This is a genomic window from Desulfonatronovibrio hydrogenovorans DSM 9292, assembly GCF_000686525.1.
In the GTDB taxonomy this organism is placed as follows: Bacteria; Desulfobacterota; Desulfovibrionia; order Desulfovibrionales; family Desulfonatronovibrionaceae; genus Desulfonatronovibrio; species Desulfonatronovibrio hydrogenovorans.
This window is the reverse complement of the sequence record NZ_JMKT01000012.1, coordinates 199600-215269: the sequence shown is the minus strand read 5'-3', so window position 1 is coordinate 215269 and position 15670 is coordinate 199600. Positions and strand designations below refer to the sequence as shown.

Here is a 15670-nt window from a genome sequence, read left to right as displayed (position 1 = left end):
CTGCATACAGCCTGCGTCTATAAGCCAAACATCACCCGGTCCTGGTATTCGGCCTGCTTGCCCTTATTCCACATCTTTACCGGACGATAGTATCCCACAACCCTGGTGTAGACCTCGGCCTCCTGTCCGCAGCTGGGGCAGGCCGGATGTTCGCCCACCAGGTATCCGTGCTCCTTGCACACTGAAAAGGTCGGGGTAATGGAAATATAGGGCAGCTTGGTCATGGACATGGCCTTGACCATGAAACTCCTTAACGAATCGCAATCAGTGACAGATTCCCCTAAAAAGGTGTGAAAGACTGTACCCCCGGTATACAGAGGCTGGAGCTTGTTCTGGTGCTCCAGGGCCTGGAACACGTCAGTGGTGGCTCCCACAGGCATGGCCGTGGAATTGGTATAATACGGGACTCCATTTCCTGAGGCGTATATCGAACTGTAAAGGGCCTTGTCGATCTTGGCCAGGCGATAACTGGTCCCCTCAGCCGGGGTGGCTTCCAGATTGTACAGGCTTCCGGTGCTCTCCTGAAATCCAATGGTCAGCTCCCGCAGGTGGTTGAGAACCCTTTGCATGAGCCTGGTTCCGGCCTCGGTTTCAATTCCTTTGCCCAGCAGATTCATGCAGGCCTCGTGACCGCCGATGAGTCCGATGGTGCTGAAGTGATTTTTGAGCCCGTTTTTCAGATACCTTTTGGAAAAGGGAAAAAGGCCGCGCTCCATATTATCAGTGATGAATTTACGCTTGAATTCCAGGGAATCCCTGGCCAGAGCAGCGTATTCAGTAATGATGTCCAGAAAATCCTGCTCTCCCTGGGCCAGAAAGGCCAGCTTGGGCAGGTTCAGGGTGACCACCCCGATGGAACCGGTCAGGTCACCAGCCCCGAAAAGCCCGCCAGTCCTTTTCCTGAGTTCGCGCAGATCCATCTGCAGACGGCAGCACATGGACCGGACATCCTCTGGGCTTAAATCCGAGTTGATGAAATTCTGAAAATACGGAACCCCGTACTTGGCTGTCAGTTCCAGCAGCAGCCTGCCCACTTCTCCTTCCCAGGGGAAGTCCTTGGTCACGTTATAGGTGGGGATGGGAAAGGAAAATATCCTGCCATGATAGTCACCTTCCAGCATCACCTCCAAAAAAGCCCTGTTAATCATCTCCATTTCAGGGACAAACTCCCCGTATGTCTGATCCTGGAGTTTGCCACCCAGGATGATCCCCTCCTGGGCAATATGCTTGGGCGGAACCAGGTCAAAGGTCAGGTTGGTGAATGGACTCTGGCCTCCCCACCTGGAAGTGGTGTTCAAATTGAATACAAACTTCTGAATAGCCTGTTTGACCTCGGAATAGTCCAGCCCGTCATGACGGATAAAAGGGGCCAGGTAGGTGTCCACGTTATTGAAGGCCTGGGCCCCGGCCCATTCATTCTGAAGAGTGCCCAGAAAATTAACCATCTGACCCATGGCCGAATCAAAATGCTTGGCCGGCCCTGAAGAGCATTTTCCTTCCAGATTGAATCCTTCCAGCAGGAGGTCGCGCAGACTCCATCCTGCGCAGTAACCTGCCAGACCAAAAGAAAGATCATGAATGTGAAAGTAACCGTGCTCATGGGCCAGACGGACTTCCTCAGGATATTTTTCCAGGGAATACCTGGCCTGGACCGAGCCGGACAGGTGCAGCATCAGACCCTGGAATGAATGTCCCATGTTGGCATTTTCATTGACCCGCCAGTCTGATTTGTTCACGTAACTGTCAATGGTCTCCCTTATATTCAGAAAGGCCTCATGCTGGGACCGGAGTTCCCTTCTTTTCTCCCGGTAGATGATGTATTTCTTGGCCACATCAAACAGTCTGGATTCCATCAGGACCATCTCCACCATGTCCTGGACCAGCTCCTGATCCGGAACTTCCAGTTCCTCCAGCTTGACCTCCACCCTTTTGGCCAGGCGGTTCCCCAGAAGGGGGTCCTTGATCCCGCTGGCTTTCAAAGCCTTAAGAATGGCCAGCCCGATACGCTCGGTGGACCAGGATTCCAGCCTTCCATCTCTTTTTCTTATCTGTTTGGGCATTTTTTCTCCTCATTACATACTGTTAAGGTCACAACTACAACAACCCGGGCAAAAGGCCCTGTCCGGACCTGCCTGGCAGAAGGCCCGCCCGGGAAAAAAACATCCAGGTCAAAATCAAAGAAAAAGCCGGGGCCTGGATCGCAGGCAAACCAGCTGTTTAAACATGATCCAGGCCAGTGCCTCCCAAAAACAGGCTAAGGACGAATATATTTCTGCACGTTCAACTCAAACCCGCCAGGCAGGTATGAACTGACGGTTCGAATATCGTCTTCAGTCAGGCCCGGAACCCTGGTGCAGCGGAACATAAACCTTTCCGGGCAAGCCTGGGCCATGCGGAACACCCGACTGGCACATCCCCTGGCCCTGCCAGAGCTGATAGCTCCGCCGCACAGATTGGGATACTTGTCCCAGGGTCCTTTGACATCTACGGCTATCTTATGGATGCAGTCATATTTAAGGGCCAGACTTATGGCCTCGGGTTTTAGTCCATTGGTATCGATTTTGACAGGCAGGCCCAGCAGGGAGATAGTCTGGAGCAGATCCTCAAATCCGGGAAGAATGGTCACTTCTCCGCCGCTCAATACCAGACCGTCCAGCCATTTCCTGTTTTTCCCGATACGCTTCAAAAGGCTCTGGTGATCCAGAATCGGAGTGTTTGAAGGATTCCAGGCAATGGAAGAATTATGGCAGGTGGGGCAGCGCAGGTTGCATCCGCCAAAAAAAAGGACTGCGCTGACCTTGCCCGGCCAGTCGCAAAGGCTGGCCGGCTCAAAACCGCGCAAAAAATCCCAGGCCTTCCCTGTGCTGTCTGATTCAAACATGCGTATCCACCCCCCAGAAAAATGGGGCAACCGGAGCTCTTTCCGGATGTCCTCGCACCGGAAACAGGTTAATGACAAGACTCTGGGCAGGTCTTCTGACTCGTCCTTCTTTTCCGGCCTTCCCATGTGGCACTCACTTTAAATTCGTTAATGCTTGGGCTGATCACTGCCATTTAGCTTACATGTATGGAGTTGATCATCATCTTACGAACTTAAAGCGAGTGTCACACAGTGACCCTCTGCAGAAAAGAAACAATTCGGACTCACAGCGGCGGGACCGCCCCGGACTTGCACCGGAGTTCCCTATTAAGGCCTGGCAGCCACCCTGAGCAAAAAATCAACAAGAACAACCGGTTATCCTGAATTGATAACCAGAGTTTTTATACTTTTTTTTAAAAATAATATCAACCAAGATTTCTTTTTCACATGGACTAATCAACCCTGAAAAAGGCTTTCTGGGCTGCATTACAGACCGGACACTTGCCCGGAGCTTCCCCGGCCACAGTATAACCGCAAACCGAACACACATGGTAGTCCACATCCGGAAGATCATCGAGGTTGTCCAGAACATCCTGATAAAGCCCGGCATGAATCTCTTCCACAGCATTGGCAAACTCAAAGGACCTCTTGACCGCATTTTTGCCTTCCTGGGCTGCTTCCTCAATCATCCCCGGATACATTTTCTTGAATTCATGGGTTTCACCGGCAATGGCTTCCAGAAGATTTTCCCTGGTGGACTTTATGCCATCCATGTGCTTCAGGTGGGTCAGGGCATGGACGGTTTCAGCCTCGGCCACGGCCCGGAAAAGCTTGGCCACCCTTGGATAGCCCTCTTTTTCCGCCTGCCGGGCATAGCCCAGATATTTCCTGTTGGCCTGGGATTCACCGGCAAAGGCCTCTTCCAGGTTCTTGAATGTCTTGGACATGTTTTCTCCTTTTTATCTTGCTTGGATAGTAAGTATTAAGAATAATCCGAAACCTTGAGCCCCCAGGACTCCCGGAACTATTCAGGCTTCAGGAGGCACTGGTCTAAAAAAGTACCGTACTGGCTGGGTTATCAGCCTGCTATGGGAATCACGTAAAAAAGCACGGCAAAAAAGTGGAACATGCTGCCCAGAAGGACCATGACATGCCACAGGGCGTGATGATACCTGAGCCTTTTCCAGCCGTAGAAAGCCAGACCCGATGTATAGAAGATCCCACCGGTCAGAAGCAGGACCAGTCCGCCCGGCTGTACCGAACTGAGCAAAGGTTTGAAGGCCACCACCACTACCCAGCCCATGCCCACATAGAGAATTATGGACAGGGTCCTGCACCTGCACCTTGATACTGCACTAAGGATTATTCCCAGCACGGCCAGGCCCCAGATCAGACCGAAAAGGGTCCATCCCCAGGGTCCTCGAAGATTGACCAGGGTAAAGGGAGTATAGGTCCCGGCAATCAGGATAAAGATGGCTGAATGGTCAAATATCCTGCAGATCTGTTTTTTGCGGGGCTCCTGCACACTGTGGTAAAGGGTGGAAGCAGTGTAGAGGATGATCAGGGTGGATCCGTAAATACTGCAGCTGACCACATGCCATGCAGTTCCGAATATTCCTGAAAAGGCAGTCAGCACGGCCAGGCCGACCACGGAAAAGACAATACCCAGGCCGTGGGTGATACTATTGGCTATTTCTTCATTTCTGGAATAACGGGGCAGTAGGCTGTCGGTCATGGCATTTAGCTTCCTGGGAAAAATTTTCAGAAAGGACAAATAAACAGGGTTTCAGGACCCATGTCAAGACAGACTTCCCTTGGACCTGATGCTGGAAAAATCCCTGCCAAACATGCCTGGACATCCATTTAGCCCTGGATTATTAGTTATTCTTTAAGAAATTCTATCCATAAAAGGAGAAGTCATGTCATTGTACCGGCTAGCCATTATCTTATTATTTTCTCTGACAGCATTTGCCTGCGGTGGTTCGGACCAGGGAAACCAGGCTGCTGACCAGCCTGTAAGTCTGGAAACCTCCAAGGACAGATCCAGCTATGCCCTGGGCCTGGATATCGGCAACAACATTGCCATGGGAGAGATGGACATCAATGTGGAAAATCTGATTCAGGGACTGCGCCACGGCCTGGAAGGAGTCCAGCCCCTCATGACCGAAGACGAACAGTTTGAGGCCCTCATGGCCCTGCAGCAGGAATTCATGCAGGCCCAGATGGACAAGGTCCAGAAGCAGGCCCAGACAAACCTGGACCAGGGCTTGACCTTTATGGAGGAATTCGCCGAACTGGAAGGAGTCATGGAAACGGAAAACGGCGTCCTTTACCGTGAATTAGTCCAGGGCACTGGTGAACGTCCAGGACCCAGGGATGTGGTTACTGTCCATTACCATGGGACTCTGGTGGATGGCACGGTTTTCGACAGCTCAATAGAGCGCGGCGAGCCTGCCACCTTTCCTCTGGACCAGGTCATTTCCGGCTGGACCGAGGTGCTTCAGCTCATGCCTCAGGGAGCAAAGTGGGAAGTAGTCATTCCGCCGGATCAGGCTTATGGCGACCAGCAGGCCGGACCGGTCATCGGACCCAACTCAACCCTGGTCTTTGAAATCGAACTCCTTGAAACCATGAAACCGGAATAGTTGGCCAGCTCTTACATCTCTGGGAAAACCCCCAGACTGCAAAGGACTGAACCTTTATACCAGCCGGGAAGGATGCTTTCCAGAGCCCCGAGGTCCTTCCCGGCTCAAAATTCGCTGGGCATTTCAGTCAGCTTTTTTTCGAAGCTCGGTTACAGCTTCGCCCCCAATTCCCCAATTGTCAGTATCCACCTCGTCGATTATCACAAAGGTTGATCCAGGATTCTTACCCAGGACGTCCTGCAGAAGTTTGGTCACTCCCCTGATGAGTTCCTTTTTCTGCTCAGCCGTAGCCCCTTCCCTGGTTATTCTGATGTTGACATAAGGCATCCACTCCCTCCTTTTTCTTCAGACTGTCAAATTTTATTACCTCTCCCTGCTGACCAGGAAAACTTTTCCGGAACAATGCTTGCTTGCCATGAAAAAAACTAAAGGAGGCAACCCATGCATTGCTCTCAGATCAAGGAAGCCTGTCCAGATCAAAGTATCATAAACACCAGCCAGGTTGATAACCGGAAAAATAATTCCCATCAAGCTGGGAGCCATCAGGGGGGATTGTCCTCTGACAGGGTCAGTTTTTCTGAGGAAGCAATGGCCCTGGCCAGGGAATCCTCCCCGACCCCAGAGCCCGGAAAAACCGATGCACAAACTGCAGCCAGACAGGACCTGCCCCTGGATTACTATTCTGTACCCGGCTGGCTGGCTGACCTTTCTCCGGTAGTCCTTCAGCACGTTGATCTGTCCAATGGTCCGGTCCCATATGAAAATTTGTTCAAAAGAGGATACGGCATAAGAGAAAAACACCCGGATGAACTCAAGGAGTACAACCAGCTGATCAGGGAATACTATCAGGAAGTTCTCCAGGAAGAAGGCATCAGTGGTACACAGGACCACTATCAATCCCTGATTGTAAACCAGGAGAGCAGTGAGATGCTTCGGCAGAAAATGCACCAAAAGATTCTGGACGACCCCAGGGCAGTGGAACTGGCCCAGCTGTTTCAAATAAACCTGGGTTAACGGCTGAAGTTCAATTCTGCCATACTCGGTCCATAATGCATCTATCTGGCTGGATCAGGCTCCAGCCAGAGCTCCTAAGCCTGTCCTATCCGCCCATGGAACCGGGCTGGACAATACATCTTCTTATCTCCAGTTTCCAGTTCGATATCTTGACTTTACATCCCCAGAAAAATGTATAAAAGTTAATCTGCTACAGCATGATTGGATTTGAGACCATTCTTTGGATGCCTTGTACCGGCTTCTAAGCCGCCAGCCCGATGGATTCCTCGACCCCATAGCCGACAATTTCCACTGCCCTTCTTAATAGGGTACGCAGCTTGCGATCATGCCCTGCTGCAGATCTGTACATATTTTTCAGGAGTTATTTTATGAATTTTGAATCCTTTGATCTGGACAGGCGCATCCTGGACGGCATACGTCTGGCTGGATATGTGTCTCCAACCCCTATCCAAACCCGGGCCATTCCACCACTGCTGGCTGGCCGGGACGTCCTCGGTCTGGCCCAGACCGGCACCGGCAAAACTGCAGCCTTTGTGCTTCCCATTCTCCAGAAACTGCTTGCCCACGAGACCTCATTAAACAGAGGGGCTCAGGTACTGGTTCTGGCCCCGACCAGGGAACTGGCCCTGCAGATCCATGAAAATTTTACCGAGCTGGGTGCAAAGACCAGGATCAAAAGCGTTGCCGTGTTTGGCGGAGTGAGCCAGACCCCGCAGGTCAGGGGGCTGGACCGGGCCCAGGTCATAGTTGCCTGCCCGGGACGGCTTTTGGATCTCATGAACCAGGGCCTGGCCGACCTTTCCCAAGTCAACACCCTGGTCCTGGACGAGGCCGACCGGATGCTGGACATGGGCTTTGCCCCTGACATCCGAAGAATTATCAGCCGCCTGCCATCCCAGCGCCAGACCATGCTCTTTTCAGCCACCATGCCCCAGGCCATCCGCAGCCTGACCAGAGAATATCTGCACAACCCCGAGGAGATAAAGGCTGGAGCGTCAGCACCGGTTGCAGCCATCTCTCATGCCTTTTATCCGGTTCCGGCCCATCTCAAGGCAGGGCTACTGGAAGAACTGCTTCGAGTCACCGACCACCAAAGCCTGCTCATCTTTACCCGGACCAAGCACCGGGCCAAATCCCTGGCCAGGAAACTGGAAAGCAGGGGATGGGCGTCAACCTTCCTCCAGGGCAATATGTCCCAGAACCGGCGTCAGGAATCCATGACTGGCTTTCGCACTGGAAAATACAAAATCATGGTGGCTACAGATATTGCTTCCAGGGGAATTGACTGTGACCTGATCTCCCATGTAATCAACTTTGACCTCCCTGATACAGCGGAAAGCTATACCCATCGCATCGGCCGCACCGGCCGGGCAGAGCGTTCCGGCAAGGCCCTTTCTCTTGTCACCAGTGAGGATGCTGATCAGGTCCGGGTCATTGAAAGGGCTTTGGGCCAGGCTGTTGAGCGCATCCAGCTGGATGGATTTGATTACAGCAAAGCAGGGAATCCCGGACCCAGGCAGAAGAAACCGGCCCGAACAGCACCCCGCAGATCCGGACGGACTGGCAAGGGTATTTTCATGGACAGGCCTTAAACCTGGTCCAATCCAAGACACTTCAGACCTTTTAATCGAGTAGCCGGGGCAACAGACAGCCCCGGCTTTTTAAATCATTCCCCTACGCCCTTTATTAATCCATTATTATCTGCCAGCAGCGCCCACACCCTCTTTCCAGCCGCAAACACCAATTGGCAGCAATGCTGCCTCGAGTTTCCATTATTTTAATATTCTTAGCACTACCACACCACCTCTCTACATTAATGCCCTAATATAATTAATAATATTTTTCAATAAAACTCGATTAACTCCTTTGCGAATATGGCACATTGATTGCTTAATAATTACTCAATAAATAGTATTTAATATTGTAAAGGCTCCAGCTTACTCTTCATTAACCAAAACCAAAGTCGGACTGACGAGGAGATCAAAATGACTGTAATCAGCAGAAGAAGTTTGATGAGTGCCCTGGGAGGGGCTGTAATCGGCGGCGCATTGGGAGTGACAGGAAGGACTGCCCAGGCATTCGAACTGGAAAGATTTGAACAGCAGGGGGGACTATTCTCCTGGAAGCCATGTATTCTTGATCCTGATCAGTGTGCTCCGGTGGCCTATGATGGGTACTGGCATGACGGCCTGGGCTGCGGATATGGTGCCTTCTATGCCATTGTTGGCACTATGGGAGAAAAATTCGGAGCACCCTACAATACATTTCCGTTCAGCATGCTCGAAGTTGGCAAAGGAGGGACTTCCGATTTTGGAACTTTGTGTGGTGCATTACTGGGAGCGGCAAGTGCCATGGCGCTATTCTGGGGGCGAAGGGAACGGGACCCTATGGTAACAGAACTGTTTCGATGGTATGAACAGACCCCGCATCCGGAGTATGATCCAGGAGCTGGAGCAAAAGGCGTGGCCGGGAAAATCCCCACCAGTATAAGCGATTCGGTCCTATGCCACGTTTCAGTCAGCAGATGGTGTTATCAAACTGGATTTGCAGAGAAAAGCAAGGAACGAGGCGAACGTTGCGCCCGGATTACTGCTGATGTCGCAATCAAGGCAATAGAAATAATGAACGCCAAGCAGAGACAAGATTTTCTCCCAGCATACAGCCAGCCTGAATCAGTGGCCTACTGCAACAGCTGCCATGGTCCAGGAAAAGAATCACCGATTTACAAAGGGGTGATGGAATGCACTCCATGCCATTCAGGAAGTGAGCACACAGCCAATAAGTTTGTTAAGCATCCATAAATTCATGCCCCTCTCTTCAACAGAACCGTGCAACCTGAGACTGCGCTGCCCCTGGCTGACACTTTGCTGTTAAGCCGGGCAGCGCACCGTGTAAAAGTAAAAGGCCCAGAGTGGTCCTAGAAAATGATCATAAATTCCAACCAACTGCTAACCTTCAGTTTGACGCATCCATAAGGAAAGGCTTTCAATGGACGGAAACAAAAAAAGAGTAAGACCCTTTCGTAAAATCAACACTTCCTCAAGGAGGCTGCCTGTTTACCTCCGAACTCTGGAGTATCTCAAAGAAAACAATGTTAAATTCACTTCTTCGCTGGAAATCGGAAATATCCAGGGATTGACCCCGGCTCTGGTAAGAAAGGATCTAAGTCAGTTTGGCTTATTCGGAGTGAAAGGAAAAGGATATCCGGTTGATTATCTGAAAAAACAACTCGCAACTACTCTGGGATTCAATCGATCTTGGAAAATAATACTGGTAGGAGCTGCCAGCTTAAGCAGAGTCTTTATGCATTCCACGACCTTCAACAAAAGAAAAATGGAGATAGTCAGCATATTTGACAATACACCTGCTTTGGCAGGACACAATGTTGACGGAATACCTATTTATTCCGTGTCTAATCTTGAACAGGAGTTGACTTCTTCGGACATTGACCTGGCAATTATTGCAGTCCCACCACCAGAGGTACAGCAGATTATTAATCGACTGAGTAGAATCGGGATCAAAGGAGCCCTTTACTTTGCGTCCCGCTCAGTGGTTGTACCAGAAAACATGGTTATTTTGAATAAGGACATCAGCGTGGAGCTGGCGATTTTAACGTACCACCTTTCTCCTCACCGATTGGTGAGAAATCAAACTTAAAATGACACATCAAAAAATACTGGTTACCAAAAGAAGCCGGGGGAAGATCGCTACCGCCACAACACATTAAAAAACAATCAACAACAGCCACTTCAAAAGCCTGTACCGACTGCCAGGCTGATCAAAATCCCTTGTCCAGGCCAGGGCTGACCAGGGCAGTCTCCTGTCCACCTCCTGCAAGCAGCGGCTGAGGTGCGCCTTCAATCTCCACCCTGCGCCCGCTTACCTTCAGCCGGTCCTGGGCCAGCCACTGGATGGCCTGGGGCAGAATGCGGTGTTCAAGGGCCAGTATCCTGGAGCCCAGGGATTTGGCATCATCGTCTGCCAAGCCGGGTACTGCAGCCTGAATAATAATGGGTCCGTGATCCATTTTTTCATCCACAAAGTGCACTGTACACCCGGATATCTTAACTCCATGCTCGGCAGCCTGTTTCTGGCCGTCCACCCCTGGAAATGCGGGCAGGATGGCTGGATGAATGTTCAGAATCCGGTTGGGAAAGCTGTTTATGAAAAAAGGACTCAGGATACGCATGAATCCGGCCAGGACCACTGCCTGGGCCTGGGAGGCTCTGATCTCTTGGACCACGGCCCGGTCAAATTCTTCCCTTGATGCGTAAGAACCGTGTTCAACCACCCTGGTGGCCAGTCCGTGCTGGCTGGCCCTCTTTAATCCGTAAGCGTCCGGCTTGTTGCTCAGGACCAGGGTGATCCTGGCATCCAGAATTCCCTGCTCAATACGGTCGATAATGGATTGCAAATTTGACCCGCTGCCTGAAATCAAAACCGCTATCTTAAGGGGCATGGGGTTTCCTCCCGGCGCTATAGTACACTTCTCTTGCCCTGCAAAAAAACTCACCACAATCAAGACTCCGATTTTTAAGGTTAACGAGGCTCTGGCTGGCCCGTTGCTGTCATGTCCGACCGTGACGATCAGCTGTCAGCCACCAACATAAGCCTGAGCTAAGCAACTCTTGCTGTCATTGCCAGCAAAAGAATCTCATCAAAGTCTGGCAAATATTTCTGTATGCACTGTATTCTTTATGAGCTGCCGCTACTATCTTCCAGCAGAACTCTGACCACTCCGGGAATAGTGTAATCCCGGGGCATCAGGTCAGCCTTGAACCCGGATCTTTCCAGAGTTTTTGCGGTAACCGGACCAATACAGACCAGTTTCAGTCCTTTGTCTACATACGGCTTTAGTTTTTCAGCTGAAATCAGGGAAAAGAAATTCTCCACTGTAGATGAACTGGTAAAGGTTACATAGTGGATAGTCCTGTTTTCCAGACCAGCCAGGATCTCCTGTCCATCCTCCTGGGCCAGGCCGGTTTCATAGACCGGCAGAATCTCCACGTGAGCCCCGGCCTTTTCCAGCTCCATTGGCAGTACTTCCCTAGCAACCCTGGCCCTGGGAATCAGAACCTTTTTGCCCTGGACACCCAGTTTGAGCAGTCCGTCCACTACCGACTCAGCCACATACTTGTCCGGAACAAAATCAGGAAAAACTCCTCTTTGCTCTAAGGCTGCAGCAGTTGCAGGACCTATGGCCGCAACCCTGTTCCGGCCCAGAGCGCGGGCGTCCAGGCCCATTTTTCTCAGCTCCTGCCAGAAATAGATTACCCCGTTGACCGAGGTAAAGATCAGCCAGTCATAACTGCTCAAGCTGTTGATGGCCCGGTGCAGGGGCTGGTAATCAGACAAAGGCTTGATCTCAATGGTTGGAAATTCAAAACAGCACGCCCCCAGATCGGACAAATCCTTTAAAAGTCCACTGGCCTGCTCCCTGGCCCTGGTCACTACCACGCCTTTACCCAGCAGAGGCAGCCTTTCAAACCAGTTCAGTTCATCACGAAGCTGGACCACCTCCCCCACCACCAGAAGTGATGGCGGTTTGAATCCCTCCTGCACTGCCTTCTGAGGTATATCTTTGATGGTTGAAACCATGGACCTGTGTCTGCAGGTGGTGCCCCAGCGGACCAGGGCTGCAGGCATGTCCGGACGCATGCCGTTTTCCATGAGCATCCTGCTGATATGGGGAAGATTTTTAACCCCCATGAAAAAGACCAGAGTGCTGGTGCCTGAAGCCAGGGACTTCCAGTTGTGGGCGCTTTCAGGTTTATTGGGGTCTTCATGCCCGGTGATAAAGGACACTGATGAAGCATATTTTCTGTGGGTCAGGGGAATACCGGCATAAGCCGGGGCAGCCACAGCCGAAGTTACCCCGGGAACAACTTCAAAATCAGCACCAGCCTCCAGGAGCTCCTGGGCCTCCTCAGCCCCGCGCCCGAAAATATAGGGATCACCGCCTTTAAGCCGGGCCACCATCTTGCCCTGCAGGGCCTTTTCCACCAGCAGATCATTGATCTTGTCCTGGGGCAGAGTATGGTCGCCGCCTTTTTTGCCCACATAGATGATCTGGGCGTCTTTTCGGCAGTATTTCAGAAACACTTCATTGGCCAGGTAGTCATAGACCACCACATCGGCTCTTTCCAGGATCTCTCTGGCCTTGATGGTCAGAAGCCCTGGATCACCCGGTCCGGCCCCGATAAGATATACTTTGGACATTTATTCCCCTTAGCAGCCTTTATTATGGCTGTCATTTCGGTCACAAGATATGGCCCAGGACAGCTGACAACGACTTGCCCTGTCTGAGCTTTAAAAAACCTTATCCAGCAGTCTGTTCAAAAACCCCAAGTGCAAGAAGCAAAAAAAGTTCAAGGTCGAAGCGTATTCATTCATACGTGAGAGTTTGAACTTTTTGCAGCGACGCAGCAATTGGGAGTTTTTCAACGGACTGTTAAACCCGGTCCAGACAGGACATAACAAATGCTCAGATCAAATCAGCCCATATCAGCCAGTTTCTGGCGCAGTCCAGCCAGTTTTTCCTTTTTCTCTCCCATTTCCGCGGCCTTGGCCTGTTCCTTGGCCACCACTTCTTCCGGGGCATTGTTCAAAAAGCCTGGATTGTCCAGCTTCTTGGAGACTATGCCCAGCTCTTTGTCCAGCTTGGCCAGTTCCTTATCCAGTCGCTTGAGTTCGCCTTCAATATCCACCACTCCCATCAAAGGCACAAAAAGCTCGTACCCCTTGACCACTGAAGAACCGCAGCCCTTGGGGGGCTTAATGTCCGGTCCGGCTTCAAGACTGTCCAGTCCGGCCAGATTCCTGATCAGTCCGGCATGGTCCTGAAGAAATTCCTGATCCCGGCCTGTGGCCCGAACCAGCAGGCTGAGTTTTCTGGATGGTGCAATATTCAGCTCTGAACGGATATTCCTGGCTGCTGTGACCACCTGCTGGAGAAAATCCATATCCTGTGCAGCCTCTGGAAATCTGCACTGATCCTGGAAGTCCGGAAACAAAACCCTGCTCAGGTCCTCCTCCTGCCTGCCCGGCAGGACCGACCATATTTCCTGGGTAACAAAGGGTGTAATGGGGTGGAGCAGAATCAGGGTCTCTGAGAGCACCTGAAGAAGATTTTTTTGAGCTGCCTTCCTGAGTTCCTGATCGTCCCCGTACAGTTCGGGCTTGATCAGCTCCAGATACCAGTCGCAAAAGGAGTGCCAGACAAACTGGTACAAAGTCTGGGCAGCATCATTGAATCTGTACTCCTCAACCGCCCTGGCTGTTTCAGCCTTGACCTCTTCCAGCCGGTGCAGAATCCATTGATGAGCCAGTCCCTGGACATTGTCCGGCTTGAAATCCTGGACCTCATCATCCAGGTTCATCAGACTGAATCTGGCTGCGTTCCAGATCTTGTTGATAAAATGCCGATAGCCTTCAACCCGGTCTTCACTCATCTTGATGTCCCGGCCCATGGCAGCAAAGGCAGTCAGGGTGAAGCGGAAGGCATCAGTGCCATATTTATCCATAACCACCAGAGGGTCAATGACATTGCCCTTGGACTTGCTCATCTTCTGTCCCTGGGCATCCCGGACCAGGGCATGGATATAAACATGATGAAAAGGAACATCCTGCATAAAGTGAATACCCATCATCATCATCCTGGCCACCCAGAAAAAAAGGATGTCAAATCCCGTCACCAGGACCGAGGTGGGATAGAACTTTTCCAGTTCCGGGGTCCTGTCCGGCCAGCCCAGGGTGGAAAAGGGCCACAGGGCCGAAGAAAACCAGGTGTCCAGGACATCCTCATCCTGGATCAGCTGTGCACCCGAACACTTGGGGCAGTCTGCAGGATCCTGTCTGGCTACAATGAGTTCGCCGCAATCCTGACAGATCCAGGCTGGAATGCGGTGGCCCCACCAGATCTGGCGGGAAATGCACCAGTCCCGGATGTTGTCCATCCATTCAAAATAGGTTTTTTCCCAATGGGATGGAAAGATCTCTGTTTTTTTCCTGGCCACTGCATCCCTGGCCTTTGCAGCCAAAGGTTTGACCTTGACGAACCACTGCCTGGACACATACGGCTCAACAACGGAATTACACCTGTAGCAATGGCCAACGCTGTGCTTATGCCCGGTAATACTTTCCAGGGCACCCTCTTGCTCCAGGACCTGTAAAATCTTTTTCCGGCATTCCATCCGGTCCAGGCCCTTGAACAGGTCCCCGGCCTCTGATGTCATCCTGCCCAGGTCATCAATGACCTGGACCGCGTCCAGGCCATGTTTGCGGCCAAGGTCAAAGTCATTGGGATCATGGGCTGGAGTCACTTTGAGACATCCGGTGCCGAATTCAAGGTCCACGTATTCATCCCCGATAACCGGAATCTTCCGGCCTAAAATGGGCAGAATCACCTTTTTGCCTATCAGGTGGCTGAAGCGCTCATCCTTGGGATTCACGGCAACAGCAGTATCTCCGAGCATGGTTTCCGGCCTGGTGGTGGCCACAACCACCCGGCCTGATCCGTCTTCCAGGGGATAGGCCAGATGATGGAGATGCCCGTCCACTTCAGCGTGCTCCACCTCCAGGTCAGACAGGGCAGTATGACAGCGCACGCACCAGTTGATGATATAATCACCCTGGTAGATCAGGCCCTGTTCATAGAGGCGGACAAACACTTCGCGCACTGCCCTGGACAGGCCTTCATCCATGGTGAATCTGAGCCTGGTCCAGTCCACTGAAGCGCCAATGCGTTTGACCTGGTTCAGGATCTTGTCCCCGTATTCCTGCTTCCATTCCCAGACCCGTTCCACAAATTTTTCCCGGCCCAGATCCTCTCTGGATTTACCTTCTGCTGCCAATGCCTTTTCCACCACGTTCTGGGTGGCAATGCCGGCATGGTCTGTCCCCGGAACCCAGAGCACGTCATGCCCCTGCTGACGATGAAAACGGCACAGGATGTCCTGCAGGGTCAGATTCAAAGCATGCCCCATATGCAGGGTCCCGGTTACATTGGGCGGGGGAATGACAATGGAGTAGGTTTTACCATGCTTTTCCAGACCCGGGGTAAAGCTCTTGTTCTGGTCCCAGAAATCTATCCATTTCTTTTCAACATCCTGTGGTTCATATCCCTTGGCAAGTTCTTGAACAGCCATCTATA

The 15670-nt window shown here is 51.7% G+C and carries 13 protein-coding genes and 1 riboswitch; of the genes, 5 read left to right on the top strand and 8 right to left on the bottom strand.

Annotation, left to right across the window (positions count from 1 at the left end; translation table 11 throughout):
* Nucleotides 1-17: 17 nt before the first annotated feature.
* The 4 genes from P771_RS0111825 to trhA all read right to left on the bottom strand — a co-directional run bounded on the left by P771_RS0111825 (nt 18) and on the right by trhA (nt 4595).
* Nucleotides 18-2060: a ribonucleoside triphosphate reductase gene (locus P771_RS0111825; RefSeq protein ID WP_028575302.1), complete on the bottom strand. Its 2043-nt coding sequence runs from the start codon at nt 2058-2060 to the stop codon at nt 18-20.
* Between the two features lie 194 nt (nt 2061-2254).
* Nucleotides 2255-2881 carry a radical SAM protein gene (locus P771_RS0111815; protein WP_028575301.1) on the bottom strand — a complete coding sequence of 209 codons (627 nt, stop codon included), beginning with the start codon at nt 2879-2881 and terminating at the stop codon, nt 2255-2257.
* A 68-nt stretch (nt 2882-2949) separates the two neighbouring features.
* A riboswitch (cobalamin riboswitch) is annotated at nt 2950-3224 on the bottom strand.
* An 88-nt stretch (nt 3225-3312) separates the two neighbouring features.
* The gene (locus tag P771_RS0111810) at nt 3313-3807 is read right to left on the bottom strand and encodes a rubrerythrin family protein (protein ID WP_028575300.1); all 495 of its coding nucleotides are present in this window, start codon (nt 3805-3807) and stop codon (nt 3313-3315) included.
* Between the two features lie 131 nt (nt 3808-3938).
* Nucleotides 3939-4595 (bottom strand): PAQR family membrane homeostasis protein TrhA, encoded by a 657-nt coding sequence (gene trhA / locus P771_RS0111805; protein WP_028575299.1) that lies wholly within the window; start codon nt 4593-4595, stop codon nt 3939-3941.
* 184 nt (nt 4596-4779) lie between these two features.
* On the opposite strand from trhA, the gene bamJ reads away from it, so the two are divergent.
* Nucleotides 4780-5505 carry a BamJ family beta-barrel-assembly machinery protein gene (gene bamJ, locus P771_RS0111795; RefSeq protein WP_028575298.1) on the top strand — a complete coding sequence of 242 codons (726 nt, stop codon included), beginning with the start codon at nt 4780-4782 and terminating at the stop codon, nt 5503-5505.
* A 123-nt stretch (nt 5506-5628) separates the two neighbouring features.
* On the opposite strand, the gene P771_RS0111790 is transcribed toward bamJ, so the two are convergent.
* Nucleotides 5629-5832: a 2-hydroxymuconate tautomerase family protein gene (locus P771_RS0111790; protein WP_028575297.1), complete on the bottom strand. Its 204-nt coding sequence runs from the start codon at nt 5830-5832 to the stop codon at nt 5629-5631.
* 114 nt (nt 5833-5946) lie between these two features.
* On the opposite strand from P771_RS0111790, the gene P771_RS0111785 reads away from it, so the two are divergent.
* The 4 genes from P771_RS0111785 to P771_RS0111770 all read left to right on the top strand — a co-directional run bounded on the left by P771_RS0111785 (nt 5947) and on the right by P771_RS0111770 (nt 10176).
* Nucleotides 5947-6519: a hypothetical protein gene (locus tag P771_RS0111785; protein WP_028575296.1), complete on the top strand. Its 573-nt coding sequence runs from the start codon at nt 5947-5949 to the stop codon at nt 6517-6519.
* A 368-nt stretch (nt 6520-6887) separates the two neighbouring features.
* Nucleotides 6888-8111, top strand: coding sequence for a DEAD/DEAH box helicase (locus P771_RS17425; protein WP_084301875.1), 1224 nt, complete (start codon nt 6888-6890; stop codon nt 8109-8111).
* 393 nt (nt 8112-8504) lie between these two features.
* Nucleotides 8505-9320 carry a split-Soret cytochrome c gene (locus P771_RS0111775; protein ID WP_028575295.1) on the top strand — a complete coding sequence of 272 codons (816 nt, stop codon included), beginning with the start codon at nt 8505-8507 and terminating at the stop codon, nt 9318-9320.
* A gap of 187 nt (nt 9321-9507) precedes the next feature.
* On the top strand, nt 9508-10176 hold the full coding sequence (locus P771_RS0111770; protein WP_028575294.1) for a redox-sensing transcriptional repressor Rex: 669 nt from the start codon (nt 9508-9510) through the stop codon (nt 10174-10176).
* Between the two features lie 121 nt (nt 10177-10297).
* Here P771_RS0111770 and purN read toward each other — a convergent pair whose 3' ends face one another.
* From purN to P771_RS0111755, 3 genes are all read right to left on the bottom strand, one after another.
* On the bottom strand, nt 10298-10978 hold the full coding sequence (gene purN / locus P771_RS0111765) for a phosphoribosylglycinamide formyltransferase (protein WP_028575293.1): 681 nt from the start codon (nt 10976-10978) through the stop codon (nt 10298-10300).
* A 236-nt stretch (nt 10979-11214) separates the two neighbouring features.
* A complete protein-coding gene (gene cobA, locus P771_RS0111760) occupies nt 11215-12738 on the bottom strand; it encodes a uroporphyrinogen-III C-methyltransferase (protein ID WP_028575292.1) in 1524 nt (507 codons plus the stop codon).
* A gap of 275 nt (nt 12739-13013) precedes the next feature.
* Nucleotides 13014-15665: a valine--tRNA ligase gene (locus tag P771_RS0111755; protein WP_028575291.1), complete on the bottom strand. Its 2652-nt coding sequence runs from the start codon at nt 15663-15665 to the stop codon at nt 13014-13016.
* Nucleotides 15666-15670 lie beyond the last annotated feature (5 nt).

Excerpts from the sequence above, each read along its gene's own strand:
- P771_RS0111825 (WP_028575302.1), bottom strand. The coding sequence starts at position 2,060 with ATGCCCAAACAGATAAGAAAAAGAGATGGAAGGCTGGAATCCTGGTCC.
- P771_RS17425 (WP_084301875.1), top strand. The coding sequence starts at position 6,888 with ATGAATTTTGAATCCTTTGATCTGGACAGGCGCATCCTGGACGGCATA.
- P771_RS0111815 (WP_028575301.1), bottom strand. The coding sequence starts at position 2,881 with ATGTTTGAATCAGACAGCACAGGGAAGGCCTGGGATTTTTTGCGCGGT.
- bamJ (WP_028575298.1), top strand. The coding sequence starts at position 4,780 with ATGTCATTGTACCGGCTAGCCATTATCTTATTATTTTCTCTGACAGCA.
- P771_RS0111810 (WP_028575300.1), bottom strand. The coding sequence starts at position 3,807 with ATGTCCAAGACATTCAAGAACCTGGAAGAGGCCTTTGCCGGTGAATCC.
- P771_RS0111775 (WP_028575295.1), top strand. The coding sequence starts at position 8,505 with ATGACTGTAATCAGCAGAAGAAGTTTGATGAGTGCCCTGGGAGGGGCT.
- P771_RS0111785 (WP_028575296.1), top strand. The coding sequence starts at position 5,947 with ATGCATTGCTCTCAGATCAAGGAAGCCTGTCCAGATCAAAGTATCATA.
- cobA (WP_028575292.1), bottom strand. The coding sequence starts at position 12,738 with ATGTCCAAAGTATATCTTATCGGGGCCGGACCGGGTGATCCAGGGCTT.
- P771_RS0111790 (WP_028575297.1), bottom strand. The coding sequence starts at position 5,832 with ATGCCTTATGTCAACATCAGAATAACCAGGGAAGGGGCTACGGCTGAG.
- trhA (WP_028575299.1), bottom strand. The coding sequence starts at position 4,595 with ATGACCGACAGCCTACTGCCCCGTTATTCCAGAAATGAAGAAATAGCC.
- P771_RS0111755 (WP_028575291.1), bottom strand. The coding sequence starts at position 15,665 with ATGGCTGTTCAAGAACTTGCCAAGGGATATGAACCACAGGATGTTGAA.
- P771_RS0111770 (WP_028575294.1), top strand. The coding sequence starts at position 9,508 with ATGGACGGAAACAAAAAAAGAGTAAGACCCTTTCGTAAAATCAACACT.
- purN (WP_028575293.1), bottom strand. The coding sequence starts at position 10,978 with ATGCCCCTTAAGATAGCGGTTTTGATTTCAGGCAGCGGGTCAAATTTG.